The organism is Methylocystis sp. Uni0008 (assembly GCF_056838045.1).
Window position 1 is genome coordinate 487507 of sequence record NZ_CM166370.1, and the last position, 21530, is coordinate 509036.

General features: G+C 61.8%; 28 protein-coding genes. 6 read left to right on the forward strand and 22 right to left on the reverse strand.

Going from position 1 to position 21530, the window contains the following annotated elements:
* Positions 1 to 41: 41 nt before the first annotated feature.
* The 7 genes from AC0X69_RS02465 to AC0X69_RS02495 form a co-directional block, all read right to left on the reverse strand.
* Positions 42 to 326 (reverse strand): hypothetical protein, encoded by a 285-nt coding sequence (locus AC0X69_RS02465; RefSeq protein WP_482610950.1) that lies wholly within the window; start codon positions 324 to 326, stop codon positions 42 to 44.
* Entirely contained in the window at positions 323 to 814 is a 492-nt protein-coding gene (locus AC0X69_RS02470) for a RuvC family protein (RefSeq protein ID WP_482610952.1), read from the reverse strand. Before AC0X69_RS02470 ends, AC0X69_RS02465 begins: the two co-directional genes overlap by 4 nt.
* Positions 811 to 1122 (reverse strand): hypothetical protein, encoded by a 312-nt coding sequence (locus AC0X69_RS02475; protein WP_482610954.1) that lies wholly within the window; start codon positions 1120 to 1122, stop codon positions 811 to 813. The genes AC0X69_RS02470 and AC0X69_RS02475 overlap by 4 nt, the downstream gene beginning before the upstream one ends.
* Before the next feature lie 177 nt (positions 1123 to 1299).
* Positions 1300 to 2520: an AAA family ATPase gene (locus AC0X69_RS02480; RefSeq protein ID WP_482610956.1), complete on the reverse strand. Its 1221-nt coding sequence runs from the start codon at positions 2518 to 2520 to the stop codon at positions 1300 to 1302.
* Entirely contained in the window at positions 2517 to 2762 is a 246-nt protein-coding gene (locus tag AC0X69_RS02485) for a hypothetical protein (protein ID WP_482610958.1), read from the reverse strand. Before AC0X69_RS02485 ends, AC0X69_RS02480 begins: the two co-directional genes overlap by 4 nt.
* Positions 2763 to 3006: 244 nt before the next feature.
* Positions 3007 to 3249 carry a hypothetical protein gene (locus AC0X69_RS02490; protein ID WP_482610960.1) on the reverse strand — a complete coding sequence of 81 codons (243 nt, stop codon included), beginning with the start codon at positions 3247 to 3249 and terminating at the stop codon, positions 3007 to 3009.
* A gap of 90 nt (positions 3250 to 3339) precedes the next feature.
* Positions 3340 to 4110 (reverse strand): hypothetical protein, encoded by a 771-nt coding sequence (locus tag AC0X69_RS02495; protein ID WP_482610962.1) that lies wholly within the window; start codon positions 4108 to 4110, stop codon positions 3340 to 3342.
* 109 nt (positions 4111 to 4219) lie between these two features.
* Here AC0X69_RS02495 and AC0X69_RS02500 point away from each other — a divergent pair, with 109 nt between their 5' ends.
* On the forward strand, positions 4220 to 4372 hold the full coding sequence (locus AC0X69_RS02500; protein WP_482610964.1) for a hypothetical protein: 153 nt from the start codon (positions 4220 to 4222) through the stop codon (positions 4370 to 4372).
* 300 nt (positions 4373 to 4672) lie between these two features.
* Positions 4673 to 4906 (forward strand): helix-turn-helix domain-containing protein, encoded by a 234-nt coding sequence (locus AC0X69_RS02505; RefSeq protein ID WP_482610966.1) that lies wholly within the window; start codon positions 4673 to 4675, stop codon positions 4904 to 4906.
* A 577-nt stretch (positions 4907 to 5483) separates the two neighbouring features.
* On the opposite strand, the gene AC0X69_RS02510 is transcribed toward AC0X69_RS02505, so the two are convergent.
* The gene (locus AC0X69_RS02510; protein ID WP_482608149.1) at positions 5484 to 5681 is read right to left on the reverse strand and encodes a hypothetical protein; all 198 of its coding nucleotides are present in this window, start codon (positions 5679 to 5681) and stop codon (positions 5484 to 5486) included.
* A 504-nt stretch (positions 5682 to 6185) separates the two neighbouring features.
* Between AC0X69_RS02510 and AC0X69_RS02515 the strand changes: the two genes are divergently transcribed.
* Together AC0X69_RS02515 and AC0X69_RS02520 are read left to right on the forward strand one after the other, a co-directional pair.
* Positions 6186 to 6692 (forward strand): ATP-dependent DNA ligase, encoded by a 507-nt coding sequence (locus AC0X69_RS02515; protein WP_482610968.1) that lies wholly within the window; start codon positions 6186 to 6188, stop codon positions 6690 to 6692.
* Position 6693: 1 nt separating this feature from the next.
* Positions 6694 to 6906, forward strand: coding sequence for a hypothetical protein (locus AC0X69_RS02520; protein WP_482610970.1), 213 nt, complete (start codon positions 6694 to 6696; stop codon positions 6904 to 6906).
* A gap of 24 nt (positions 6907 to 6930) precedes the next feature.
* On the opposite strand, the gene AC0X69_RS02525 is transcribed toward AC0X69_RS02520, so the two are convergent.
* The gene (locus AC0X69_RS02525) at positions 6931 to 7374 is read right to left on the reverse strand and encodes a hypothetical protein (RefSeq protein WP_482610972.1); all 444 of its coding nucleotides are present in this window, start codon (positions 7372 to 7374) and stop codon (positions 6931 to 6933) included.
* Positions 7375 to 7528: 154 nt separating this feature from the next.
* Here AC0X69_RS02525 and AC0X69_RS02530 point away from each other — a divergent pair, with 154 nt between their 5' ends.
* Positions 7529 to 7828, forward strand: a complete 300-nt coding sequence (locus AC0X69_RS02530) for a putative quinol monooxygenase (RefSeq protein ID WP_482610974.1) — start codon at positions 7529 to 7531, stop codon at positions 7826 to 7828.
* A 93-nt stretch (positions 7829 to 7921) separates the two neighbouring features.
* Here AC0X69_RS02530 and AC0X69_RS02535 read toward each other — a convergent pair whose 3' ends face one another.
* The 5 genes from AC0X69_RS02535 to AC0X69_RS02555 form a co-directional block, all read right to left on the reverse strand.
* Positions 7922 to 8077 (reverse strand): hypothetical protein, encoded by a 156-nt coding sequence (locus tag AC0X69_RS02535; protein ID WP_482610976.1) that lies wholly within the window; start codon positions 8075 to 8077, stop codon positions 7922 to 7924.
* On the reverse strand, positions 8074 to 8295 hold the full coding sequence (locus AC0X69_RS02540; protein WP_482610978.1) for a hypothetical protein: 222 nt from the start codon (positions 8293 to 8295) through the stop codon (positions 8074 to 8076). Before AC0X69_RS02540 ends, AC0X69_RS02535 begins: the two co-directional genes overlap by 4 nt.
* On the reverse strand, positions 8292 to 8546 hold the full coding sequence (locus AC0X69_RS02545; RefSeq protein ID WP_482610980.1) for a hypothetical protein: 255 nt from the start codon (positions 8544 to 8546) through the stop codon (positions 8292 to 8294). Before AC0X69_RS02545 ends, AC0X69_RS02540 begins: the two co-directional genes overlap by 4 nt.
* Positions 8543 to 8827: a hypothetical protein gene (locus tag AC0X69_RS02550; protein ID WP_482610982.1), complete on the reverse strand. Its 285-nt coding sequence runs from the start codon at positions 8825 to 8827 to the stop codon at positions 8543 to 8545. Before AC0X69_RS02550 ends, AC0X69_RS02545 begins: the two co-directional genes overlap by 4 nt.
* Positions 8828 to 9015: 188 nt before the next feature.
* A complete protein-coding gene (locus AC0X69_RS02555) occupies positions 9016 to 10236 on the reverse strand; it encodes a tyrosine-type recombinase/integrase (RefSeq protein ID WP_482610984.1) in 1221 nt (406 codons plus the stop codon).
* 302 nt (positions 10237 to 10538) lie between these two features.
* Between AC0X69_RS02555 and AC0X69_RS02560 the strand changes: the two genes are divergently transcribed.
* Positions 10539 to 11195, forward strand: a complete 657-nt coding sequence (locus tag AC0X69_RS02560) for a hypothetical protein (RefSeq protein WP_482610986.1) — start codon at positions 10539 to 10541, stop codon at positions 11193 to 11195.
* Between the two features lie 27 nt (positions 11196 to 11222).
* On the opposite strand, the gene AC0X69_RS02565 is transcribed toward AC0X69_RS02560, so the two are convergent.
* The 8 genes from AC0X69_RS02565 to AC0X69_RS02600 all read right to left on the reverse strand — a co-directional run bounded on the left by AC0X69_RS02565 (position 11223) and on the right by AC0X69_RS02600 (position 21473).
* Positions 11223 to 12632, reverse strand: coding sequence for a TolC family outer membrane protein (locus tag AC0X69_RS02565; protein WP_482610988.1), 1410 nt, complete (start codon positions 12630 to 12632; stop codon positions 11223 to 11225).
* Positions 12633 to 13236: 604 nt separating this feature from the next.
* Complete coding sequence (locus AC0X69_RS02570) at positions 13237 to 14307, reverse strand: HlyD family secretion protein (RefSeq protein ID WP_482610990.1); 1071 nt, start codon at positions 14305 to 14307, stop codon at positions 13237 to 13239.
* A complete protein-coding gene (locus tag AC0X69_RS02575; protein WP_482610992.1) occupies positions 14307 to 15035 on the reverse strand; it encodes an ABC transporter ATP-binding protein in 729 nt (242 codons plus the stop codon). The genes AC0X69_RS02570 and AC0X69_RS02575 overlap by 1 nt, the downstream gene beginning before the upstream one ends.
* Positions 15032 to 16240 (reverse strand): ABC transporter permease, encoded by a 1209-nt coding sequence (locus AC0X69_RS02580; protein WP_482610994.1) that lies wholly within the window; start codon positions 16238 to 16240, stop codon positions 15032 to 15034. The genes AC0X69_RS02575 and AC0X69_RS02580 overlap by 4 nt, the downstream gene beginning before the upstream one ends.
* A gap of 55 nt (positions 16241 to 16295) precedes the next feature.
* Complete coding sequence (locus AC0X69_RS02585; RefSeq protein ID WP_482610996.1) at positions 16296 to 16826, reverse strand: hypothetical protein; 531 nt, start codon at positions 16824 to 16826, stop codon at positions 16296 to 16298.
* Positions 16827 to 17014: 188 nt separating this feature from the next.
* Entirely contained in the window at positions 17015 to 18232 is a 1218-nt protein-coding gene (locus AC0X69_RS02590) for a glycosyltransferase family 2 protein (RefSeq protein ID WP_482610998.1), read from the reverse strand.
* 155 nt (positions 18233 to 18387) lie between these two features.
* Positions 18388 to 20268, reverse strand: coding sequence for a 4'-phosphopantetheinyl transferase superfamily protein (locus AC0X69_RS02595; protein WP_482611000.1), 1881 nt, complete (start codon positions 20266 to 20268; stop codon positions 18388 to 18390).
* Positions 20265 to 21473 (reverse strand): 3-oxoacyl-[acyl-carrier-protein] synthase III C-terminal domain-containing protein, encoded by a 1209-nt coding sequence (locus tag AC0X69_RS02600; protein WP_482611002.1) that lies wholly within the window; start codon positions 21471 to 21473, stop codon positions 20265 to 20267. The genes AC0X69_RS02595 and AC0X69_RS02600 overlap by 4 nt, the downstream gene beginning before the upstream one ends.
* Between the last annotated feature and the right edge of the window lie 57 nt (positions 21474 to 21530).

Sequence of the window (21530 nt, forward strand, 5' to 3'; positions counted from 1 at the left end):
TCGCCAGACCAGTCTTGCGCGTTTCGCGCGTTTTGCGCGTTCTACAGCTTTTTTAAGCCGGCCCGCACGAGATACCGCGCGACACGTTCGCTTGTTCGATCGCCGCGCCGGTATGCGCGCAGCGCGATTTCGTCGCCATCGAGCAACATGAACAAAGCGACGTTGCTAACCTCGACACGCCCGACAACCTTGCGGCCTATCCCATGCCGAGGCACCCATTCCAAGATCGTGCGCTTCGACTTCCTGGCGATCTCTGCCGCCTCCCTGACGGTGATGGCCTCGCGAGCATCGTAGGGCTTCAAGATATGGTCGTGCTCGTCGATCATGCCGCGACCTTCCTTTCCCGCAATAGGCCGGCGAGCCCAATCAATGCCGCTTCTGCCCTTCCATCGTCTTTGACGCGCGCGAACAACTCAGCGTGGCCCGGCCATCGCCGGATGGCTTCCGAGCGGGCGGCGTCCTTCGCGCCATCCTTGCCCGGCGGAATGCCCACCGCCCGTTTCCACACCGGCGGCGTCAGGAAGGCCACAGGAAGCTCAATAGCGGCGCAAACGCCTTCGATGACGCCTTTGGACCGCCCGAAGGCGAAAGCCCCTGTAGGGCCTTCCTTGGGGCGCGCGCCGACATATTCGACGAAAGCCTGCGACGCCTGCCAGCGTCGGACGATGCTCGCCAGCAGCGGCGCGCTCACGTTCGGCCGATTGGCAGGGCCGTCGCGCAGGATCGGCATGTCGACGACCTCGAGCAGCCCGCCGGTCGGCGAAAGGAGCGCCAGCGCGCCCTGAGCGCCTATGTCGATTCCGATGATGCTCATCTCGGCCCCTCCTGTTCGAGAAGGTCGAGCACGGCTCCGACAATGCCGGACGGCCGGCCATCGCCTTCGCGGGTGACGGCGGCGCGGATCGCCTCCAGCGGCGTCCCATGCTGGGCCGCGATTGAAAGCGCCACAGCGGCGTCACGCGCATCGTCCGCGGCGTCGGTGGACTGCTTTTCCGCATCGATGAAGATTTCAGCCACCGAGCCGTCTGGAAATCGGCCCACGCCGGCCGTGTAGGCCCGCCCACGGAAGGAGAAGCGGATAGCCTCATGCGCGCGGCGGTTAGGGAGACGGCGACGGGTCATGCGACGTCTCGCTGAGGGCGGCGACATTTCTCTGGCGGCATCTGCGCGAGTAGAGCCCATCGCACCCCGATAACTTTGATAACCGGATAACCGACGAAGGAGACTCCGAGAAAATAGAAGGGATATGGCATGGCCCTTCCGGTTACCGCCCCAAGCCACCGATAATCGAGCGCCGGCTTATTCATCTCCTTCGTCTCCCTCACGATTTCCGGCTCTGGTTACCGGGTTATCGTGGTTATGGGGGTCGTCTGAGTTATCAGGGTCTGAGCGGTCAGGATGGATGTAGCGCCCCCGCTGTCGCGACTTCGTCACCTCGCCGGCCTTTGCCATCTTGAAGAGAAGCTGCTTGATGTTGTTGCGAGGAACGCCGAGAGCGTCGGCTATCTCTGTCGGGCTCATTGGCTCGTCGGCCTCTTTGAGCACGTCGAGGATCTGCGTGCGCTCGTCGGTGCGCCGGACTTCGGACGCGAGACCGAGGACGGACCACTTGCATGTGTTCTTGTTGAACTGAACGGCGGTGTCGATTTCAGGGATGTCTCGCCCGCGGCCATAGAGCGTGCAGCCGTTGCCGTCTCTGTCGAGAACGAGCGTCGTATCGGCGGCGCCGGATAGGCCAAGGGTGCCGCTTACCTTGTCGAACGCCTCAGTCTCCCCGGCGCTCTTGCGCGTGTGGTGAATGATGACTATGGCGACGCTGTATTCCATCGCGAGACTTTGCAGGCACTTCACGGCCGCGTAATCGGCCTCGTAAGGAGTGTCCCTGCCGTTCCGAACGTCACGGAATATCGTCAGGATATCCACAACGATCAGGCGGGCGTCAGGATGAGCGCGGAGCCATTCGCGAATGAACTTCAGGCCGCCTTCGGAGGCGCGCGGCCATTCCGTCTCGAACTGGAGATTAAGAGGACCAGGAGCGCCAGCCGGATGAATACGGTCGATGCGCTCCCTAAGGCGTCGCCGATTGTCTTCAAGTGCGAGATAGAGCACGCCCCCTTGCTCGCACTGGATACTCCCGAGACACGTGCCGCCGGTCGCGACGGCCAAGGCCATTTCGAGCGCGAGCCATGACTTGCCGAGCTTTGGGCGGCCGGCGAGGATGGTCGCGCCGGGAGCGATATAGCCCGGAACGATGTAGCTGATCGCCGGGAATTCCATCTCCAACAATTCCCGAGCAGAAATGAGCCGCGGCCGCCACGACAATTTGTCGTTGCGGTTCGGTGCTTCCGCCGTGCAATCATTCACAACATGGATCGACTCTCCGGGCGGCTCATATGCCCATGACGGCTCTTCAGGCAACGGCGCATCTTCGAATATCTCCTCATAGCGCGCCTCTCGCGCCCGCTCAGGCGGCTCCTGAGAATATTCGTCTATAGCGTCATGCAAGGATGGATGGCTCACGCGGCCTCGCTTTCCGCGCCGCGCGGCGCATTTTCCAATACGGCAAGGTCTTTGAAGGTCGCGGTCGCGGCCCGGACATGCAGGATCAATCGCCGCAGTTGGTATTCGAGCCCGGCGTCGTCTCCGAGTTCGGCGTAGCGCACGATAATCTCGGCGCTGGCGCCAATGACGCCGGCAAGCTCGGCGATGTGCTGACGGCACTGCGCGGCCGCGCTCGGGATGGCAATTGTAGCGGCGCTCATTGTCTTGCCTCCAATGTCTCGAAGGCGAATTGGGCAAGCGCGCGCGCCATCGGCTCGTCAACGCCATGACGAGTCAACAGCCATGCGATGCGACGCGCCGTTAGGTCGGCGACGACAGCGTCGGCGACGGCGCCCAATGGTTGGAATGACGGATCATTAGATGTATGCTCGAAAGTGTCAGCCACCACGCATGACATCTTCCGAGCCCGGTCGCCGCCCGCGACCGGGTTTTTCGTGCCGGCCACTACGCAGCTGCCTTCGGCGTCGTGAGCGGGGCGTCGAGAAGGTCGTCGATCGGCTGACCGGCGATGTATCGCTTGGCAATCGGGCCGGCAACGACGCTTTTAGCGCCCAGTTTGCGGATGGCGACGCGGCCCTCTTTCAGATCTTCATAAAATTTCGAGCGGCTTGCGTCGGCGAGCAGGCACGTTTCGCGGATGGTGAGGTTTCCGTGTTCGAGCCTATCGGCAAGAGAGATGCTGTCCATAGTCGCCCTTCCGGTTTGTTGCGGACGACCTTCCAGGTATCAGCGTTTCTCCCGACAACCCCTACACCTTAATAAAAAAATCGGCGGCCTTTAGGTGGAGGACTTCTCTCGCTCCTTCATTGCCTCCTTATGCAACCGAGCATTAATCCGCTCGCAGCGAATGCCTAAGCCGCTCTCGTATTCAGGAAAATCTTTAGGCAGAAATTGGCGCAGAATGTTCAGCAGCTCGCTGATATGCCCTTTAGCGTTCGCTGGCCTTGTTGGTAGCGTGCGTGAAGCGGTAACGACGCCACCGCCTTCCCGAATGCAGCGAATTAGGCATTCAATGAAATGGTTGACCGCTTGGCCGCAGTGTTGCGCGCCGTTTTGTTGAGCCCCATGGGCGCGGCCTCTTTCGTTGTATACGAGTCCAATTGGTCTCGCCCTGGCGAAGGCGCGCTCTAATTCCAATAGGAACTCCAACCCGTTTTCGAGAAAGGTGTCCGAGTCTTCTCTCTTGCCGTGCAGAAATGCATTGACTTGCGCCCAAGCAGAACCGGCGGCACCCCTTTGCTCTTTGTCTAACAGCCACTTTCGCAAGCTCTCAGTCGCGCTTTGATGGCGGTCGAGCACGTCCAGGTATGGGCCTCGGTATACTGTCTGCGGTTTGACGAAAAACCCCCGCCGCAATTCGTAAATCTGTGTTCGAATTGAGCGCCGAAATCTGTTGCGATCATTCTCAGGAATACCGACGCGCTCCGCAACCTCCTCAAGCCTCCATTCAAGCACATGCTCGTCGGCTTGAACTCCGTCGCATTCGTCGTTCATCGCGCTGCATCTCGCGCGCATCGAAATGGAGCGCAGGGAAACCGAGCGATGCATTCTCGGCTTGTCGGCTCGCGACGCCTATCCCTGCGCGTCTCGCTTAATCTCGCCGCGCCTCGTTAGTAACAGCAGCCGTGCAGGCTAGTCGCTTTGATCGCTTAGACCGGTGCTTCGCCTGCGCGAGGCGTCGATATTCTGTCTCGTAAAATTCAAAGATGAGGCTATCGAGTGCGTGGCCGATTTCGTCGTCGCTCTTGCCGAGAAACCCGTCTCGGGCGGCGCGCGCCAGGGCGGCGTCGGCGTCACCATCGCCGGCTAGCCATTCCTCGTTCATGAGCGCGCGCGCATATTCCCGGAAAGCCGCCGCAATCGGCATTGCGGCTCGCGCCCTTAGCCGTTCGCGCCAGCGCGCTTGGCGTTCTCTGTTGGTCAATGCCATCGCAACCTCTCTCCGCCAGAGATGTAGGGTCGCGTTACTAACAGTGCAAGCCGAGGCTGTGCATAAGCGCCGAGAAGAAGCGCGGCGCGGCAACGACCTCTGCGCGCTCGCGGACGCCTTGGCCGGGCGGCTCGTCAAGCGTATAGCCGAAATCGCGGTGGGACAGGCGGGGAGCACATAATGAGCGGGGTATCTGCGGCGCAGCGCGCCGAGGCGGTCGCAATGTATGCAAAGTGCAAAAACTTCCGCGTCGTCGCCGTGGCGCTCAATGTCTCGCACGAAAGCGTCCGAACATGGGTGCGCCAAGCGAACGCAGCGCGTAAGTCATCGCCGGCAAAGGCGCACAAGGCCGAGCGCGGGCCTGTCTACACCAACGACGGGCGAAGGCTCGGGCGCGCGGCGCTGTGGACGTGATGGCAGCAAGGTGACGCCAGCGGGAAGATTGCATCTTCGATATGGCAAGCTCTGACAATGATCGAGCCGAAGAAACCGGTATATCCGCATTACCGGTTTCTAATGGGGGTCGACCGCCCTTCGCCTTGTCCATATCCCGAAGCAATGCGCCGCGCGTATTCGCTCCCGCTCAACCCGCTATGCAGCGCGGGCCGCATGTAGGCGTTTCGATATCGGGCGCGGCATGGGTAGCGCGGAACGTCTTGGCGCATGTGCGAGCTTCTCTGGACAAAATAGACGGGCGCGCGGCTTCCTTCGCCTCATCGGACAGCGCGGCGACCTTCGTCGCGCGGCGGGCGTCTGGTTCTGATAGACCAAGTTCGCGAGCCGCGGCGCGGACGCCAGACTCATGCCTGTGCCCGCGGCCGTCTTCGCGTTTGGATTTTTCATTTGCGTCAGGTTGACGCGATTGAAGCTCCGCCAGCCTTATCCACTCGGCAACGTGCTCGTCGCGTTCCAACGCAGTGAGTTCAGCGCGGGCGAGGTTCTTGCTGATCTCCCATTGTCGCTTGGGTGATGGCTCAGACAATAGCGTCGGCTAGCTTGAATTTTTGTCAGGCAAATTCCATAGCCGATCCAGCAGGATTTTCAGATCGGCGTGGCAGCGTTCGATATGATCTCGAATGACGACTCGGTCATCGTGCGTCAGAGCATCGAGCCTGATGTTGAACCACTCGCGCCGGATAGTCTCACGCAGAGATTGGATTTCTCGTATTAACGTCTCAGCTTCGGTCATCGTATGGTCCCCGCGGCGCTTGGCCTGTCACGCATGCCGCAGCGCGCTCCAGGTTAATTGGTTGTCGTCGCCTCTCATGGCGACCTTTCGCAGCCTCCTTGCCAACGGCTTTATGGTCGCGGGCTTTTTTCAGCTTCACGCCCATGGTCCGCGACACCCCGGCTGCAAAGCGAAGCTTGCCGCGTTCGTTTCCGGTTCCATTTTGCGAGATGAACGTCCGTCGATCACTCACCTAACCTGGCCGACGGGCGGGAGGCGCGGTATCGCTGCGGCATCAGGCCTGCTGCGCGGCTGCGCTCGGGCTCCGCTCGCGAAAACGGGCGGAGCTTTTTTCCGCTCTGGCGGCGCTCAACGGCGACGCTTGGACTTTGCGCACCTCTCCCCAACATCGCCGACATGGAATGGCGAAACTTCTCCGCCCGCAACCGCCAAAGGCGTCCAGTGGGCTTTGTCGCTCCTGCGGAGCCAGCGCGCGCTGCGCACGCCCCGAGCGGACCGGAGTGGGTGCACGAGATAAAGTTCGATGGCTTTCGCGTCGTCGCCATGAAGGACAGCGATCGCGTGCGCCTATGGTCGCGCTTCGGAAACGATCTGACGGCACGATTCCCCGTCATCCGAGACGCCGTCGCCGAGCTGCCAATCGATCGCGTGCCGATCGACGGCGAGGCGGTCGTGCTGCGCGGCGACGGTTATTGCGACTTCGCTGCATTGCTGGAGCGGCGCGCAGCGCAGGAAGCGCGTCTGATCGTCTTTGATCTTCTACAGATCGAGGGCGAGGATCTGCGGCCATTGCCGCTTGGCGAGCGCAAGAGCAGACTTGAGCAATTGCTCGAACAACAGCGCGCAGGCCTCCTGCTTTCGCAGGCTATCGGCGGCGACGGGCCGTTGGTCTTCCGACATGCCGAAAAGCTCGGCCTGGAGGGCATCGTATCCAAGCGGCTGGACAAGGCTTATCCTCGCGGCCGAACGAAGAATTGGCTCAAGATCAAATCCGCGCAATATCGGCGCTGAGATGACGCCCGCGCCCTATGCTCTGCCCCTGCGCATCCGGAAGGCTGCCGAGTCGTTCGTAGTCGAGGACGCGAACGGCGTCGCGCTCGCCTATGTCTATTTCGAGGAAGATCCGAGCCGCCGCGGGCTCGTCAATCGGCTCTCTGGCGCAGACGCGAAGGTTGTCGCGCAGAAGATTGCCCGGGCGCTCACTGCGGATGCGGAGCCTGCATAGCCCGCGCCTGCGATGACGCCTCGCTCAATTCCGCGGCGGCCGCGCGCGGATCACATCTATGATTCGCTCAATAGCGTCCTCTGCATCGTCCGCACGCCGTTCCGAGGCGGCTAACTCTGCCGCCTTGGAGTCGAGTTGTGATTGCAGCGCTTCAATCTCTTGATGCGCATGCTCTATGGCGGCTGACATCTGTTCGACTTGAGTCTCAGCCAAGCCCAGCATTGCCTCTGCGCGTTCGGCGCGCTGGTCCGCGCGGTCCAATTCCTCCCTCACAGCGTCGGCGACCTCGTGGGCACGCATCAGTGCATGCGCCGCCTGCTCCTCGAATGCTTTGATCGCCTCCGCTGTTTCCGACACAAGATTTAGCGTGTTGGCAACATCGTCGCTCTCTCGGGCAGGCTGACGAGCCGCGCGCTCGTTTTCGCGGATCGTTTCGTCCGCCGCCTGGTCAAAATCTGGCGAATTCATTGACGCCTCCGGCTGTCGTCCGTTTAGGCTTGTCGAGTGCGTCAGACTATTCGTTCCCTTTTGGCTGTGCGACCCAAGAAATCAACCGTCGTGCAAAATGCCTCGAAAGGTGCAAACTGACAGCCTGGGGGCTGCAGTTCCCGAGGAGGTCGCAATGGTGAAGTTTGGCATCTTGGCCACGCTGGAAGCGAAGATCGGCAAGGAGCACGAGGTTGCGGCGTTCTTGAAATCGGCGCTGCCGCTCGTGGAAGCGGAGCCGGGCACGGTGTCGTGGTTCGCGATCCGAGTGTCACCCACCACTTTCGCCATTTTCGACGTCTTCAATGACGAAACTGGCAGAGACGCTCATCTTGCTGGGGAAGTCGCTAAAGCGCTCATGGCGAAGGCTCCGGAGCTTTTCTCGCTGCCGCCTAAAATCGGGAAGGTCGACGTGCTGGCGGCAAAGCTGGGCTGACAATACAAAACGCCCCGCCGTTACATCCACGGTCGGGGCGTTGAGTTGCGCCGGGACGAATTCCGGCGCTCGGTATGATGTAGGGCTCAAATCCTACGCCGCAATCCGGGCAGTGGCCTTGCGGCGAGCCTTCGCCGCCTTCCACGCCGTCGACAGGCATTGCCCGAACGTCCAGCCGAGCCCGAGGCGTTTGCCGTCTCGGAACCGTTTGTGGGCGTCTCGCATGATCGCGGCGCGGTCGTAATTCACGGCCTGAGCCTTCTGCGCAAATCGTCCGACTTGCGGGCGACCGCCTCGGCGGTTTCGACGGCGCGACGGGCCATCTGCATGATGGCGCCATCGTATCGGTTGGACGTGCGCGCGAGCCAAAGGTGGAGTCGCGCGATTTTGAGCAGCAAAGTCACCTTGATGATGGTCGACAACGGCGGACGGGGCAGCCGCTCCTTGATGTTGGCAAGATCGGTCATTGCTGAGAATCCTCCAGCCATTGCTCATTCGCCGAAATGGCCCTGTCTCTCACTTCCGTCGCGAGCTGGCAGAGTGCAGCAAGTTCCTCTTTGCCGACCGCATAAGGATACCCGCGCGAGCAAAGGCCCGTCATCAGCATGAACATGGCTCGCGAAAGATCGGCGGCTTCGCGCAGGTTTTCTTCGAGGTGACGGCCACAAGCGTCCTGCGGCTCGTTCGGAACAGGCTGGATGTTGGCGGTCGCGCTCATGACAGCGCCTCCTGCTCCAGAAGTGCAGCGGCATTGCGGATCGCGTTGCCCAATACTGGTTCTAGATAAGTATCGTAGAGATTGCCTTCCTCGCTGAGATAGTCAGCGATGACATGAAGCAGCCTCGCCGCGCCTGCGGGCGTCGTGGGCGCGGTCGAATAGAGAGCAACTTCCGCGTTGCGCATGTCTTCGCATACTGCGTCGATCACGGCGTCCGTCGGATCGTCCCCTATCTGCTCGTAAGCAGCGCGCGTCCTTTCAATTTCCGCAAAAGCCGCCAAGATCGGATCGGCTTCCGCGACGACGACGCCAGCAAGTGCCGGAAGCCCTGCGACGGGCGCTGCGGCGAGGCCGGCGAGCATGGCCCGCCGAGATGGTGTATGAGACTGTTTAGCCATGGTGCGAAGGTCCTTTCGCGTTGTGGTCAGGCCGGGTTTGGCGGCGGCTAGACGCCACGCCCGGCCGCTTATCAGGCGGGGAGACCGCCCGATCTTTGCAGCGGGACGACGTTCCCGCCCTTGTCCTGTTCGATGTAGCTGGCCCAAGCTGCCATCAGCGCCCGGCGCTTCTCCAGCGCGTCAGAGCGCCTGTAAGCCTGTTCGGCCTTGTCGCCGACGACATGCGCCAGCGCCGCCTCCGCGACCTCGCGCGGGAAATGCGTCTCATTGCCCGCCCAATCCCTGAAGGCCGAGCGGAAGCCGTGAATGGTGACGTGCTCGACGCCCATCCGCCGCAGAACCATTTGCATCGCCATATTGGAGAGCGGCTTGCCGTGCCTGTTGCCCGGAAAGACGAATTTGCTGGTTTTCGCTTCGGCAAACCTCTCGAGTATCGTCATCGCTCGATCGCACAGCGGGACGCGATGTGCGCGGCCGGCCTTCATTCGAGACGCCGGGATTGTCCAAACTTTCGCGGCCATGTCGATTTCGGACCAACGAGCCTCAAGAACCTCGCCCGAGCGCGTCGCGGTAAGAATGCATAACTCCAAGGCCATCGCCGTCATGGCCTCACGCTCGCGCAGTCGGGCGAGGAAAGCCGGCACATCAGCATAGGCCATCGCCGCATGATGGCCGCGCGTGAGCTTCTGGCGCTTAGGCAGCAGCTTGTCCAAATGCCCGCGCCAGCGCGCCGGATTGGCTTCGTTCCGGGGAATGTGGCCACGCGCCCGCGCCGCGTCTAAGACGACCTCAATCCTTCCCCGCAGCCGGGAAGCCGTCTCGGGCCTTTCCTTCCACAATGGTTGCAGGACGGACAAAACGGCCTCGGTGTCGATTTCGTCCACCGGCAAGGAGCGGATCGGCGCGCAATACTCGCGCAGCGTCATCGCCCATTGCGCCCGATGCTTGGCGTTGCGCCATTCGCTCGCCTTGGCGTCAATCAGCGCGTCGGCGACTTCCCCGAATGTCGGCTTGCCGGCGATCGCCTTCGCGGCCTCCCGCCTTGCCTCAATAGGGTTCTTGCCGCTGGCGAGCGTGCGCCGGGCTTCGTCGCGGAGCCGGCGGGCTTCGGCGAGCGACACCACTTCCGCCGAGCCGAGGCCCATCAACTTCACCTTGCCCTGCCAGGAGAACCGATAGACCCATTTCCGCCCGCCCGTCGGCGCGACGACGAGATAGAGCCCCGCGCCGTCGCCGTATGTGCCCGGCTTCGTGGTTGCGGCCGTTCGCGCCGTCAGTTTTCCGCTTGCCATATGTCCGCCCAACGCCTCGGTATGACAATGAGTATTACATTTCGACACGGATTATGGCGCACAATGGCGGACAAGGGAAGACACGATTAAGCTGAATGCCAAGGAAAATATGGGACAGCGCGGACAGCCTCAAATCGCCTTGGACGCTGGTTAGGCGGACACCGTCTCCGCCAGTCAAGTTGATGTTCCACAGCGGATTAGGCGCCTCTTTTGCGTATCCGAGGCGCGGCGTAATCCCTTCTTCACCTCTGAAGCGTCATCTACCGGGCGGTGAAGGCGACTCCGCCTCGACAAGGAGGTCGATGATGTGGCGCTCCAGCGGGATGATTGATCCGGCGACCAGGCCGAACGCGACACTTTCGACCCGGCTGGCGCGGATGGCGTCGCTGCTCCTCTCCGGCGCGATCCTTTCCGGCGCGCCCGACGCGCGGGCCGAGGACCTCAAGCGCGATCTTCGGGGCTTCTCGCTCGGCATGTCCAAGGACGAGGCGGCCAGGCTCGCGCGCTCTCAATGCAACAACTTCGGAAAAGTTTCCTTCCATGGCGGCATGCGCGCCGAGGAATTCTTCGCATCCTCGTCCGAAAACGGCAAATTGTTCTCTTGCAGATTTCAGGACGGCTCCATCGTCAATTACGCGCTCACCCCGCGCACCGGCAAGGTCTACAAGCTGAGCGGCGTCTTCCTCTCGCAGATGACCTGTCCGGAGCTGCTCGATTTCATCCTCGAAGAATTCAAGGTCGGCGACAAATATTCGAAATACCACCCAAAACCGAAAGCCGACCGGACCTGCCAGGGCTGGTCGTGGCAGGCCGGCCCCAGCTACGATCTGAAGGTCTGGATCAACGAGCCGGACGCCACCCGGTTCAACGTCAGCCTGATGGACAGCGAAATTGTCAGGGAGAATGAATCCCCGACCGAGGACCCCGAAAAACAGTCGGGCGTCAGACCGCGCCTATAGGGTTCAACCCGACGCCTCCATCGAGGTTCATCGGTCGGGCGTATCCATCCCGTACCATTTGTCCTTGACCTGCTCGAAATGCACAACCGGGTTATAGCGCACGACATTGAGATCGAGCGCTTCAGCGTTCAGCCTGCCGATGGCGGCCAAGGCCGCGTAAGAGGCGACAACACGATCGCGCTGGGAAATGACGAGATTAACGCGCGCGTTGAGCAGCGTCTGCTGGGCGTTGAGCACGTCGAGGGTCGTGCGCTGGCCCACCTGCGCCTCCTCGCGAACGCCTTTCAAGGCGAGTTCGGCCGCTCTCACCGTCGCTTGATCAGATCTGATCTGGGACCTTGCCGTATCGAGCAGACCATAGCTCGAGACCACATTCGCTCTCACGCGGTCCCGCTGCGCATCCGCGTTGAGCCGCGCCTTGTCCAGCACCTCTTTGGCCTTACGGATCGAGGAATATTCCCCTCCCCCCTGGTATAGCGGAATATTGAGCGCGCCGTTGACGCCGGCGGAAAATTGCCGGGAGCCTGGCAGAGCAAGGAAGGAGTCATACTGCTGCGCGACCTGCGCATTAACCGACAGCGAGGGCAGCAGCGCGCCCTCGGCGACTTTGACCGCAGACTCTGCGGCGTCCACTCGGTGCAGGGCTGCGACGACGGCGGGATGTTCGACAAGCGCGGCGTCGATCGCGCCCTTAACCGACTTCGGCAGCATCCGCTCGATCGATGAGGCCGGCTCCAATCGCTTCGGCTCCGCCCCGATGATCTGCCGGTAAATGGCGGCGCTGCTCTTCAACTGCGCCTCGGCGGCGAAATATTCGGAGCGCGCGTGGGAGACGGAGGCTTCGCTCTGCGCCACATCCGTATTGGTGACGTCCCCGGACTGATAGCGCTTTTGCGTGTCGTGAAACTGAAGGTCGAGTACGGCGATGTTGCTCTTGCGCAGCGACAGGATCGCCGCGTCCCGCAACACATCCATGAAAGCGGTCGCGCCGCTACGCAACGTCTCCTGTTCCGCAAGCCGCATGATCGCGCGCGACTCGAACACGCTCGACTCGGCGCGACGCACCGAATTTTCCGTACGTCCGCCGTCAAACACTGTCTGTGAAACGTTCAGCGTCGCCCCGCGCGGAAATCCGGTATACTCATCGTAAAGATCGAGACGCCGGTTGATGACGGGAACCCGCACGGGGATCTTGAGATTTGAGCGCTGCGCGCCGATGCCGGCCTGGATATTGGCGCTCGGCCGCAGTCCTGACCAAGCGCTTGAGACGTCTTCGTCTCGCGCGCGCACTTCTGCGCGCTGCTCGTTCAAGTCGGGGTTGCCTGCGTAGGCTCGAGCAAGCGCCGACGAAATTGTCTCAGCGGAAACCTCTCGCGCGCTTGCCAACGCGAGCCCTGCCCCTGCCGCCATGATTGCGAGCGCGCCGAACGATTTCATCGAACCCCACTCTCTCGCTCCAGTGCCGAGCGCATCGCTCCACGCTGAAATGAGTCTTTCGGGCTCTTACGCCGCCTCGGAGGATTTCGTCCGCAGCCTGATATAGATGTCGAACAATTTCCGTTCCGAAGCGGCTGGACGGCGAATGGCCGCAGCGGAAACTATGATCCCGATGCATTCGCCGCCAACTGGGAGCTTTCAAGTATTAATGTCATCATGACAGCAGGCATTCATGACGTAAAAGCTAAACAAAGCTGATCCATTTGTATTTGTCTGCGACGTGTTAAAAATGCCACATCGCCTGCTGATTTGCGCGGCGCATCTTGCTCGAACGCGAGGCAAATCGGGCGTTCGCGCGCCATTGACCAGAGCATCTCGCGCTATGAGACGCCGAACGACATTTGTCGTCCACGTGTCACGGGCGGCGCGCGATACTCTTACGCCTCTTCAAAAGTCCGCGGTGGACGGAGGAACCCATAGTCTCGCGCGCTTTCCAGGCGCGGCGATTTACGGACTGTTAACTTAGTCGAGACGAGCGACCGCCAATCGCCTTTCGCGAATGCCGCAGAACGTTGCGACCTTCGCGGCTGAGTAATTCACCAGCCTATTCGTTCGGGCCGGCCTGAGCCGAGAGCGGATGTCCGAGAAAATAGGCGTCGACTCGCAGTCCCACCGGCAGCTTCACGCCCGGATCGAGGTCGATAAGCACCTGCAGCGCCTTTGCGTCGACGCGATCGGTCGGACGGCCGGTCTGAACGAGCTTGGCGCCCATCCTCGCGGACACGCGAAACACCCTTCCGCCGAATCTCTGATTTGGAAACGCGTCGGCGGTGACCTCGACGCGCTGTTCCGACACGATCTTGCCGACGTCCGTCTCGTCGACGTCGGCGCGCACGCGCAGCCCCCGTACATTGCCGACGATGGCGATCGGCGTCGGCGGGACATGGGTCACGGCTTCGCCCGCGACGCGAGAACGGCGCAATATCGTGCCTGCGATCGGCGAGCGCACCAGCGTCTTTTCGAGAAGCGCTTCCGCCAATGCGACGTCCGCTTCGGCCAGGCGCACTCTGGCGCGCGCCGCCGTGAGATCCTCGGCGCGCGGCGGAGCCTCGAGCATCGCCAGCCTTTCCGCCATCGCCGCGCGCCTCGCCTTATTGGCGTTCCAGTTCGACGTCGCCTGATCAAGCGCCGCCTGCGGCGAGACCCCGCTCTTGGTCAGCGGTAGCCTTCGCTCGTGTTCGCGACGCGCCAGATCGAGCGAGGCGTCAGCCTCCATCAACGCGGCCTTCGCCTCGCGCCGCTCCTCTCCGCGCGCGCCATTGTTCAGTCGCTCCAGCTCGGCCTGGCGCAACGCCAGCGCGGCCCGCGCCGAATCCAGCCGAGCCACTTGCTCCGTATTATCCAGCACGGCGATCACCTGCCCCGCCGTCACCTCGTCATTCTCCTCGACCCGCATTTCGCGGATGACGCCCGTCGCCTGGGCGGAGATTTCCCGTTCTTCGCCTTCGGGCTCGACCATGCCCGGCGCCGCGGCGACATGCTGTCTAAGACCGACGAGCGACGTGGTGGCGCGAGCCGTCGAATGCGCGCTCTCCGCCGAAGCCATGAGAAAGAAACCTATCGCCGCCAGAGAGACAAAACTTACAATCGCAATGACGCGTGACGAGATTTTCATCACAGGACTCCCATTGTGTGGGCGGAAGAAGAACTGCGCTCAGTTCCGGAGCGCTCGGCGATCTGTCCGTCTTCCAGATGTATGACCCGATCCGCGAAATGCAGAATGCGCGGGTCGTGCGTGACGATGACAACGGCGCGCTCCTGCTGATGGGCGAGCAGCTGCAGCAGCTCCATGGCGCGAAGCCCGCTTTCGGCGTCGAGCGCAGCGGTCGGCTCGTCGGCCATCAGGATTCTCGGGTCGCCGGCAAGCGCCCGCGCGATCGCGACGCGCTGTCTTTGACCGCTGCTCAGCTGAGACGGATAGGAGTCCAGTCGCTGGCCCAAACCGACCGATCTGAGCAGTTCCTGCGCCCGATCCCGGGCGATCTGCCGCGGCGCGCCGAGAAGATCGAGCATCACCATGACGTTCTCTGTCGCGGTGAGCACGGGAAACAGATTGTAGGCCTGAAAGATGAAGCCGAAATATTTCAGCCGCAGCGCTGCGAGTTCCTCTTCGACAAGCGACTGAGTGTTCTTGCCATAGAGCGTCACGACGCCGCTCGTAGGGCTAAGCAGCCTGCCCAGAATATGCAGCAGAGTGGTCTTGCCGCTGCCGGACGGACCGACGAGCATCAGCACTTCGCCGGCGTGGACTTCGAGATCGATGTCCCGCAGCACCGTGACGGGCGCCGGTCCGGTGTTGAAGGAGTGACTAACGCCAGAGGCGCTGATGACAGCTCGGCTCATCTGAACACCTTCACCGGATCGATCGACGTGATCTTGCTGATCGACACCAGCGACGCGCCGACGCACATCAGCACGGTGACCACGCCGATCCCGAGAGCGAGCCAGGCCGGCACGAGCGGCGGCGAACTCATGTTGCGGCCGAGATAGACGAGCGCCGTGACGACGCCGATCCCGACGACGCTGCCGATCAATCCGCCGATCACCGCCTGCTCAATGACGATCTTGTAGAGATACCATCTCGGACCGCCCATCGCGCGAATGACGGCGTATTCGGGAAGGCGATCCATCGTGCTCGCGTAAAGCGTCTGCGCGACGATCACCACGCCGACGAAGAGCGCCAATATTGACGAAGAAATGATGGTGACGCCGGCGCCGGTCGTCAGCAGCCAGTATTTCTGACTCTTCGCTGCGAATTCCTTTGACGTCAGAACGTCGACGTCAGACATGCGCGTGGACAATCTGTCGATGACCGCCGCCGGATCCTGGCCGGGCGAGAGGCGGATCAACACATAGGTGATGACGTCATCGGTTCGACTGAGGAGCCATCTGGCGTTGCGCAGCGAGGTGAAGACGTAGGGCGACTGGGTGAAGGTTCGGATTCCGTCGGTGAAACCGACGACCCGCGCGCGCCGATCATTGATCTCGACGAGCTGATTGAGGCCGGTCACGCCGAGCTTCTCCGCGTAGAGGCGATCGATGATGATTCCGTCGGGGCTCGACAGCGCCTCACGGAAACTTTGTCCCTCTGGCAAAGTCAGCGGCAGTCCCATCTCGGCCCCGGGCTCCACGCCGATGAGAATCACGATCTGGCGAATGCCATCGGCGCGCTTCCAGAAGCCGAAGTGCAGCAGATACGGCTCGGCGGCGGCGACGCCTTCAACCGCCAGCGATTGAAACCGCCGTCTGCCATCAATGGGCGTCGCGAGGTCGACGCTCGGCACGCCATGCGCCGCGACCCAAAGGTCGGCGCCCGCTTGATCGACGACGGTCGAGGTCGTGTGCAGAAAGTTCAACAGCATACCGAGCTGGATGCCGACGAGAATCGTCGAGAATGCGATTCCGACGAGCGTCACGCCGAAGCGGATCCGATCATGAACCAGATTTCGCCATGCTATGAGAAGCGTGAGGCTCGGACGCCTCCAAGCCACGCCGCTGCTGTCGCCGAACTGTCTTGCAGCGAGGCCGATCTCTTTTCCTAGCGACATATCAAAAGGCTCCCGCAGCACATTGTCCGTTTACGCAGGCCTCGCCGCTGACCGGTCATGATCCAATCTTTCGCGCCCGGCCGGCCGTATCGGATGTGTCCTGGAATTCAGAAGTCGTCAGCCTTATGGCGTCTCGATTGGCATCGATCTTTCGTCGCCCAAGACCGAATCTCCAGGAGGGCGCCATCGACGCCAGTCTGGTCCAGGTCGACTTCGATCGGGCGCTGTCGCTCTCGTCCCAAACTTCTTCGCCTGCACGCATGATGAACCGCCCGATAAACTGCATCTCGTCCGAGCGATGTCTGATTTCGCCATTCGTCAGCCGATCGAACTCGACGACGGCGGCCGCCCGCGGCTCGCTTCCGAGTTCCGACGCCTTGCGCCGCGCCAGTTCGTTGACCAGCGTCTCCCCGGTCATCGAATAGAGCAGATAAACGGGGCAGTCGCTCGCGCCAGATGCGCCTTGGCTGCGATCGACCTCGAAGTAGCAGTATCGACTGCCGTACCAGGAATGCCCCTCGCGCGGGCTACTGTCGTCCGTGCGCACCCATTCGATTTTCAGATCTTGATCAGGAAGGAAATACATCGCAGTCCCTCCGCTAGAGGATTAACAACATTCGTCCGAAAGCGTTCCCGTTATTCCAGCCAATTCGCCCAAAGCCGTCGTCGTCCCATTGGATGACGCCGCCGCACAATGTTTGGGCAAACAGTAGGAGCGCCAGGTTCGCTTTGCAGTCGCGAGCATTTGAGTTCCTTTCACCGGTCTCCACAGGGCTAAATCGCGCGAGGATCGGGCAGGTCGCGTTTCCAGATGACGGTTTGATTGGGCCCGCGCAGCTCATAGCCGATGCCGCGCCAGACAATGCGTCGGGAGAAGCACGATACGATCACATTCCAGAGCGCCAGCGGCGCCACCAGCGGCATAACGCTGAGGTAGGCCCAGCGCAGCCGCCTCAATTCATCGCCATGTTGCGGCAGGATGCGCATGGCGAAAGTGGTTTGCAGCCAGCACTGCAAGATCGTAGCCAACGCCATGCCCGGCAGCAGCAGGCTGACGACGCCATCAGGAAGATCCTGTTGGGCGAACGCTCTATAGAGGAGCACGGCGGCGAGCGCGAAGAGCGCGAAGAAATATATGGTCAGCGCCACAATGTCGCGCCATGCGCTGGGCATGTAGACACGCGTCAGTATGATCTGCCGGTTCGTGAATTCCACCACGTCGCTCAAGCTCGCGTTCCCATGCGACGCGACGAGACAGCGCGGCACGAACTGGATCCGCCGTCCATGCGAACGGACGGCCGTCGTCACGCTGCCGTCGTCGCTGACGCCTCCCCGCCAGCGCTGACGGATTTCCAGGCTCTCGAAATCCGTGCGGCGCATCGCCATCGTCCCACCCCAGGCGAAGCTCGACTGATCGCCGAAGAGGAACAGCGACTGCGCGTTCCAGGCGCTGAGCAGCAGCGAGCCGAGTCCCTTCCCCGCCGGGAGATACCAGCGATACCCCGTGGCGACGCCGACTTCCGGGTCCGCCAGTCCGGCGACCAGATTGGTCAGCCAGTCGGACTGCGGCTGAGCGTCGGAATCGCAGAATGCGATGATTTCGGTCTGGGGAAAAAGCTCGTCGAGCCTGTCGACCGCCGTCGTCAGATTATGGACCTTCTGTCCGCACGCCGCCGCAGGTCCCGCAACGATCAAACGTGCCGGACAAGACGCATCGCCGAGCAAACCCTCGATCAGCGCATGCGCCGGATCTTGCTCGCTCTCAGTGACGAACAGCAGTCCGTAATCGGCATAGTTCTGCCGCAGCAAGCATCGAATGGTCTCCACCAGCGCGCTGTCTATGCCCTTGCAGGGCATGATGACCACCGCTTTCGGCGCGTCAGCAGCTCGCAGGGAGACCGGGCGTCGAAAGCACTTCGCAAAGCGCAGCATCGGCGCCAGAACCACATGCAGCTGCAATCCCAGGAATGCGATAATCAGCGCGTAAAGCATAGTTGCCTCCTCGGATTCAGCCGACGCCGCTCAGATCAATCGGAGATTGCCGCCGCTTCTCCTCACCTCGCCGCATCGACGGTGCGCACGCCAGACGCCCGCAACGTCTGAAACATGATGCCCCCCCTCGCGAACCCGCCGCAAATGCATTCGTGCTACCGCGCCGCATTCTCGAGCCCCCCATAAGCGATAATGAACCCATCATCTTCGATGGTGGTTACGCTGGCGCACACCTTTTCGTCTTCGATCGCAATGACGATCTTCCCATCTTCGGTCATTTCGATCGCCTGCAACGCGAGCGGCTTTCCTTCGAGCCCGACGCCCAAGAGTTTGCCGACAGCCTCCTTCGCGCACCAGAGCCGGGTGAACCACGCATCGCGCTCCTGCGAGGGGAACTTGCAAATCATCTCGCGCTCCTTCGCCGACGCAAACGCCTCGACGACATTCGCTTCCCGGGCGGCGATGCGCTCCAGATCGATCCCAACGACGCGCTCATGCGCGACGGCGATCGCCCGATTTTCGCTGTGTGAGATGCTCAGCAACGGCGGAGACGCCAAGAGCGCGGACGGCTTGACGAAGGGTCGCCCGCGTTCATCAGACGAGATCTCGAATGCGGCCGGATGCAGCATCTCACCCTGCTGTCTCTCAGCCGCCCAGAGGCGCACCGCGTCTTTGGCGGCGACGCGTCCGTAGAGCCACTGACGCTGGCGTTGTGGGAACCGCTCCAGATTCTTGAAGCCGGCCATTTCATCGACGCTCAAGAAGTAACGCGCGAGCAAAGCGGGATCGAACTGCTCAAGATCGGCGCTGGAAAGCATAAACGCCGTCGAACCCTCAGGTCTTCGCCCAGGCGCTTGCGTCGCCAGCAAATGTCTGTCGGGCTGACGACGGAAATCCACGAGGCGCTTCTCCCAGCGGAACTTCCACGTCCGCCAGCCGGAGATTCGCATCCACACGCCACCCTCGCCGTCCTGCACCTCGACATCGGCGACGAGCGTCTTGCCTTCCGACTGCAGGATCTCTACGCGCACCGGCGCACGCGTTCCGACCGGCGGCGTTGGCCGGTAGATTTCAAGCTTCGTGAGCCCGATCGGGAAGACGTAGCGCTCCTGCTCCATCGCCCACAGACCGACGATCTGGCCGACGGCGTCAAGCAGGCAAGGATCCGTCAAAAGCAGCGGAAACCGCGTGGACGCGAACAGAGCCTCGGACGAGCGCACGCACAGGTCGCCGACGATCCCTTCATCGCCGAGAACAAACTCTCCAATTAGGCACTGAAAGCTCGGTCCATGGAACATGCGCCGTTCGGCGTAGATCTCGTCGCCCGTCAGCGGATGAGCGCGTGCATTGCTGAGTTCGCTGAAGGTCGGCGACAGCTCGACGAGGTAGCGATGGCCAATAAGGACGGTCGCGGTGATCGCCGCCGAACTCTTTCCTTCGGCGTGGATGGCCGCGGAGATGAAGAAAACGCCACGCTCCGAGTCATAGCGAAGGATCTGCGCGGCGACATTCAGCGTGAGCTCTTCGACGTCGGCGAGATCGATCCAACTCACCGAGCGCACGTCCTCGAAGCCAAGCAGGCCACAGCCGGGCGCGAGACAAGCCGCCGCCTCGGCCATGATCTCAAGGCTCATGGTCATCGGCACGACCGGCAGACAGGCTGACGTCGGCTTTATGCCCGGCGCATGAACGAATGCGTGATCGGCGAGGTAGCGGTCTTCGTCGATGCTGAGTTTCCGCTCAATCGTGATGCGCTCGCCGGGAACGTAATCGAGCACGGCGTCGATAAACGGCATGCGCGGCTCGCCTATACCCGTCTCGTCCATCGGAGCAGCGTTGCCGGCGATGTCTTTGACCATTGCCGTAAACCGCTCGGAAACGTGAGCCTGCTCTTCCGCCTGCTCCGCGGCGAGCGCCAGCTCCCTCGCGTCCTGCACCTCGAACATGCGCGCGATGAGAGGCGCGCCGCCCTCGGCCGCCGCTGGCCTCGACAGGGCGTCGTCGCCGTTGACTCTCTTGGCGCGCTCGAAGCTCATATCTTTTCCGCGACCAGGCCGGTGATCGTCAGACCGGGCCCGAAGGCGAGCGAGACGACGCGCGCTCCCGCTGGGATCGAGGGCTCCTCCACGATCTGCTTCAATATGTGGGGGACCGTCGCCGAGGACATATTGCCGTTTTCGGTGAAGACCGAACTGCTGATCGCCACCTGATCCGGATCGAGGCCGAGCGCTTCCTGAATGTGCTCGACGATCCTCGGGCCGCCCGGATGAATGGCGAATATCAGCCGACGCTTGTCGCGCTCGAAGTCAACGCCGACCCGCTGCAGCAGCTCTTCGACGAAAGGCCGCACCGATTGTTTGATGACGACGGGCACCATCACGGAGAGCGTCATGTGAAACCGCGTCGACCCGGGGACCCAGGTCATGTCGTCGCTCGAATCCGGCAGCAGATGCTCGTTGAAGGCCAGCACCCTGAGCCCGCGAAGCCCGCGCTCGCGCAGATGATCTTCCGTGACCATGGAATATTTGATGAAGCCGTCCGCAAACAGCGTCATCGTGATGATGTTCTCGGCCTTGAGTTCTTCAATGTCGCGATGGACCGACAGCACTTCGGTGTGCACGATATCGACGCGATCCTTGGGCTTCGTTACGGCGAATTGCGACGAGGATAGAAAGCCATGCGCCATCTTGATCGCCGGGAACGCGCCGTAGCAGCCCATGTGATAGCTGTGCGTGACGGTGGTGTTGAACCATTCCTTTCCGGAGACCATCCGCTCCACGGGGCTGGGCGCCAAATAGCCGGAACAGGTGACATGGATGAGATCGTCCGGCGCTTCCTCGGCGCCGCCATACATCTGATCGAGGCAGTCGTCGGCGACTTTCGCGTAGCTCGAATGACGCGTCTTGATGTCTTTGGCTTTTAGAGTCTCGTAGCTGTCAAAGAGCTGCATATACTCATGTTCAGGCTCTGCGACCGTGAACTCGCCATTGCTGAAGCCGATGTCGCTGAGGCGCGGAAAGAAAACCAATTGGCGCCGCTTGATCACCGACGGCGACAGGGCGAATTTTTCGAATTTCTGCCGCGTCTCGTGAATGATCGTTCCGAAGCTCTCCGCATCGTCGATCCCATGATTTCGGCAATAGGCCTTGGCGAATCCATAGGCTGAAAGTTCGAGAGTCAGCGCCTGCGGCACAGGCTCGGACATTCGAACGGGAACAAAGTCGGTCAGGCAGAATGACATCGCCCACTCCTTAATATGTTCGACTTCCAGGGCTTCCGCTCAAAATGAGCGAACGCC

Coding starts and splice junctions, on each gene's coding strand:
- AC0X69_RS02470 (WP_482610952.1), bottom strand. CDS start 814: ATGAGCATCATCGGAATCGACATAGGCGCTCAGGGCGCGCTGGCGCTC.
- AC0X69_RS02505 (WP_482610966.1), top strand. CDS start 4,673: ATGAGCGGGGTATCTGCGGCGCAGCGCGCCGAGGCGGTCGCAATGTAT.
- AC0X69_RS02490 (WP_482610960.1), bottom strand. CDS start 3,249: ATGGACAGCATCTCTCTTGCCGATAGGCTCGAACACGGAAACCTCACC.
- AC0X69_RS02565 (WP_482610988.1), bottom strand. CDS start 12,632: ATGAAATCGTTCGGCGCGCTCGCAATCATGGCGGCAGGGGCAGGGCTC.
- AC0X69_RS02540 (WP_482610978.1), bottom strand. CDS start 8,295: ATGACCGATCTTGCCAACATCAAGGAGCGGCTGCCCCGTCCGCCGTTG.
- AC0X69_RS02595 (WP_482611000.1), bottom strand. CDS start 20,268: ATGAGCTTCGAGCGCGCCAAGAGAGTCAACGGCGACGACGCCCTGTCG.
- AC0X69_RS02485 (WP_482610958.1), bottom strand. CDS start 2,762: ATGAGCGCCGCTACAATTGCCATCCCGAGCGCGGCCGCGCAGTGCCGT.
- AC0X69_RS02560 (WP_482610986.1), top strand. CDS start 10,539: ATGATGTGGCGCTCCAGCGGGATGATTGATCCGGCGACCAGGCCGAAC.
- AC0X69_RS02555 (WP_482610984.1), bottom strand. CDS start 10,236: ATGGCAAGCGGAAAACTGACGGCGCGAACGGCCGCAACCACGAAGCCG.
- AC0X69_RS02575 (WP_482610992.1), bottom strand. CDS start 15,035: ATGAGCCGAGCTGTCATCAGCGCCTCTGGCGTTAGTCACTCCTTCAAC.
- AC0X69_RS02545 (WP_482610980.1), bottom strand. CDS start 8,546: ATGAGCGCGACCGCCAACATCCAGCCTGTTCCGAACGAGCCGCAGGAC.
- AC0X69_RS02465 (WP_482610950.1), bottom strand. CDS start 326: ATGATCGACGAGCACGACCATATCTTGAAGCCCTACGATGCTCGCGAG.
- AC0X69_RS02570 (WP_482610990.1), bottom strand. CDS start 14,307: ATGAAAATCTCGTCACGCGTCATTGCGATTGTAAGTTTTGTCTCTCTG.
- AC0X69_RS02590 (WP_482610998.1), bottom strand. CDS start 18,232: ATGCTTTACGCGCTGATTATCGCATTCCTGGGATTGCAGCTGCATGTG.
- AC0X69_RS02530 (WP_482610974.1), top strand. CDS start 7,529: ATGGTGAAGTTTGGCATCTTGGCCACGCTGGAAGCGAAGATCGGCAAG.
- AC0X69_RS02580 (WP_482610994.1), bottom strand. CDS start 16,240: ATGTCGCTAGGAAAAGAGATCGGCCTCGCTGCAAGACAGTTCGGCGAC.
- AC0X69_RS02525 (WP_482610972.1), bottom strand. CDS start 7,374: ATGAATTCGCCAGATTTTGACCAGGCGGCGGACGAAACGATCCGCGAA.
- AC0X69_RS02600 (WP_482611002.1), bottom strand. CDS start 21,473: ATGTCATTCTGCCTGACCGACTTTGTTCCCGTTCGAATGTCCGAGCCT.
- AC0X69_RS02585 (WP_482610996.1), bottom strand. CDS start 16,826: ATGTATTTCCTTCCTGATCAAGATCTGAAAATCGAATGGGTGCGCACG.
- AC0X69_RS02510 (WP_482608149.1), bottom strand. CDS start 5,681: ATGACCGAAGCTGAGACGTTAATACGAGAAATCCAATCTCTGCGTGAG.
- AC0X69_RS02475 (WP_482610954.1), bottom strand. CDS start 1,122: ATGACCCGTCGCCGTCTCCCTAACCGCCGCGCGCATGAGGCTATCCGC.
- AC0X69_RS02495 (WP_482610962.1), bottom strand. CDS start 4,110: ATGCATCGCTCGGTTTCCCTGCGCTCCATTTCGATGCGCGCGAGATGC.
- AC0X69_RS02520 (WP_482610970.1), top strand. CDS start 6,694: ATGACGCCCGCGCCCTATGCTCTGCCCCTGCGCATCCGGAAGGCTGCC.